Annotated in this window: 3 protein-coding genes and 1 pseudogene; 2 read left to right on the top strand and 2 right to left on the bottom strand. The window is 73.2% G+C overall.

Annotated elements, in window-relative coordinates:
• Positions 1–240, top strand: a pseudogene (locus tag Q0112_RS08110) (tRNA (N(6)-L-threonylcarbamoyladenosine(37)-C(2))-methylthiotransferase MtaB); the annotation flags it as partial.
• A gap of 3 nt (positions 241–243) precedes the next feature.
• Here the strand turns inward: Q0112_RS08110 and Q0112_RS08105 are convergent.
• Positions 244–384, bottom strand: coding sequence for an entericidin A/B family lipoprotein (locus Q0112_RS08105; protein ID WP_297973747.1), 141 nt, complete (start codon positions 382–384; stop codon positions 244–246).
• Between the two features lie 156 nt (positions 385–540).
• On the opposite strand from Q0112_RS08105, the gene Q0112_RS08100 reads away from it, so the two are divergent.
• Entirely contained in the window at positions 541–828 is a 288-nt protein-coding gene (locus Q0112_RS08100; RefSeq protein WP_297973746.1) for a hypothetical protein, read from the top strand.
• Between the two features lie 20 nt (positions 829–848).
• On the opposite strand, the gene Q0112_RS08095 is transcribed toward Q0112_RS08100, so the two are convergent.
• Positions 849–1,352, bottom strand: a complete 504-nt coding sequence (locus tag Q0112_RS08095) for an ureidoglycolate lyase (RefSeq protein ID WP_297973743.1) — start codon at positions 1,350–1,352, stop codon at positions 849–851.
• Between the last annotated feature and the right edge of the window lie 328 nt (positions 1,353–1,680).

The raw sequence follows: 1,680 nt of genomic DNA, 5'->3' as shown, positions 1-1,680 counted from the left end.
GACCGCGCCGCCGTCCGCGAGCTCGCCAGCCGGCTGCGCGCCTCCGGCGCCGAGCGGGTGCGGGCGCATCTCGCCGCGATGCAGGGCCGCCGGGTCGAGCTCCTCATGGAGCGCGCCGACCTCGGCCGCACCGAGGGCTTCGCCCAGACGCTGGTCGCCGGCAGCCATCGCCCCGGCAGCCTCCTGCGCGCGACGATCACCGGCGCGCGTGAGGGGCTGCTTCTCGCCGAGGCGGCCTGAGGCTCACATCGCGTCCTGCGCCTCGGCGGCCTCCTGCTGCACCGCATGGCCGGCGGCCTGGACGTCCTCGCCCGCGCCCTTGACGGTGTTGCAGGCGGAGAGGACGAAAAGCGCCAGTCCGGCGGCGGCGATCAACTTCCACATTTGCTGCATCCTTCTGCTGGAGCGGCGTCGACCGGACGCCCACAGGGGAGAAAGGCGCGAGCGCGGCTCGGGTTGCAAGCCTCGAACACGCAGTAGCCATTTGCGCCGGCGGACGCGTGCCTATATTCTCCCTGCCGATCTCCGGAGGACCGTCCCGTGCCCGCCATCCTGCTTTCCCCGCTCGCGCTCCGCCTGATGCAGGTGGGCGCCGTCGCCGCCATGGCGGTCTATGCCTCGCGCCGGCGCAGCGAGCCGAAGGATCTCGAGCAGGAGCGGGTGCTCGACGAGTTGCCCGAGGGGCTCGCGGTGAGGAGCCACCGCGCCGAGGCCGAGCGGGGAATGCACGCCGCCGGCCGCTTCCGCCGCGTGCTCCGGCTCGGCGGCGCCGCCTTCGAGATCGAGGCGGCGGCGCTCGGCCGCTTCCGGCTGCGCCGCGCCGCCTGACGCCCGGATCGGCCGGCGGATCAGCCGGCCGTCACCGTCCAGGGCGCCTCGAAGCGGGCCTCCTCGAGGTTGTTCCCGGTGCCGATCCGGTCGACGATCACGAAGGGGACCGCGCGCCCGAGCGGCGTCAGCACCCCGTGCCAGACGCCCCGCAGGTAGTTCACCCCCTGGCCCGGCCGGGTCAGGAAGGCGATCGGCGTGCCCGGACGGCCGCCCTCGTCCGGTGCGACCAGCACCAGGAAGGGGTCCTCGGTCATCGGCATGAAGGCCTGGCTGCCGAGCGGGTGCCGCTCGAGCAGGTCGAAGCTGTAGGGGAGCGGGTAGGGGCGGCCGAAGCCCACGCTGATCCCCGCGCGGCCGTCGCCGGTGAACTCCATCCGGGCCTGGTCGTGGAAGCGGTCGCACATCCCCCCGTTGATCGGGAAGCTCTCTCCCGCGGCCTCGATCACGTCGCCGAAGGGGGCGAAGGCCTCCCGGGTCAGCGGCTGCATCGAAAGGGTGCGTGTGGTCGTGGTCTCGGGCATGGCGTCGGTCTCTCCGGCTGTGGCCTGCCCGACCTGCGCTGCGGGGGGCGCAGGTGTCAAGCACGCCGGCGACGGATAGAGTTTCAGCGAATCCCGAAGGGTGGCCCGCATTGGACGCCGGCGCGCGCCGCTTCGTCGCCGACCGGCCGGTGGTCGGCCGTCAGTTCCTCGGGTGGATCCGCGAAATCTTCGAGCCTTCGACGGTCGCACCGGCCATCAGCCCCTGCTGGCCGAAGACGAAGGCGACGATGGGCTGCTGGAGGGTGGTCGAGTTGGCGTCGACCGCCACCCCCTGGTTCACCACCGCCACGTTGGCGTCGGCGCCGAC

It is taken from the genome of uncultured Amaricoccus sp. (assembly GCF_937858865.1).
In the GTDB taxonomy this organism is placed as follows: domain Bacteria; phylum Pseudomonadota; class Alphaproteobacteria; order Rhodobacterales; family Rhodobacteraceae; genus Amaricoccus.
Note: the sequence above shows the minus strand (reverse complement) of the source record. Positions and strands in the feature narration are given on the sequence as shown.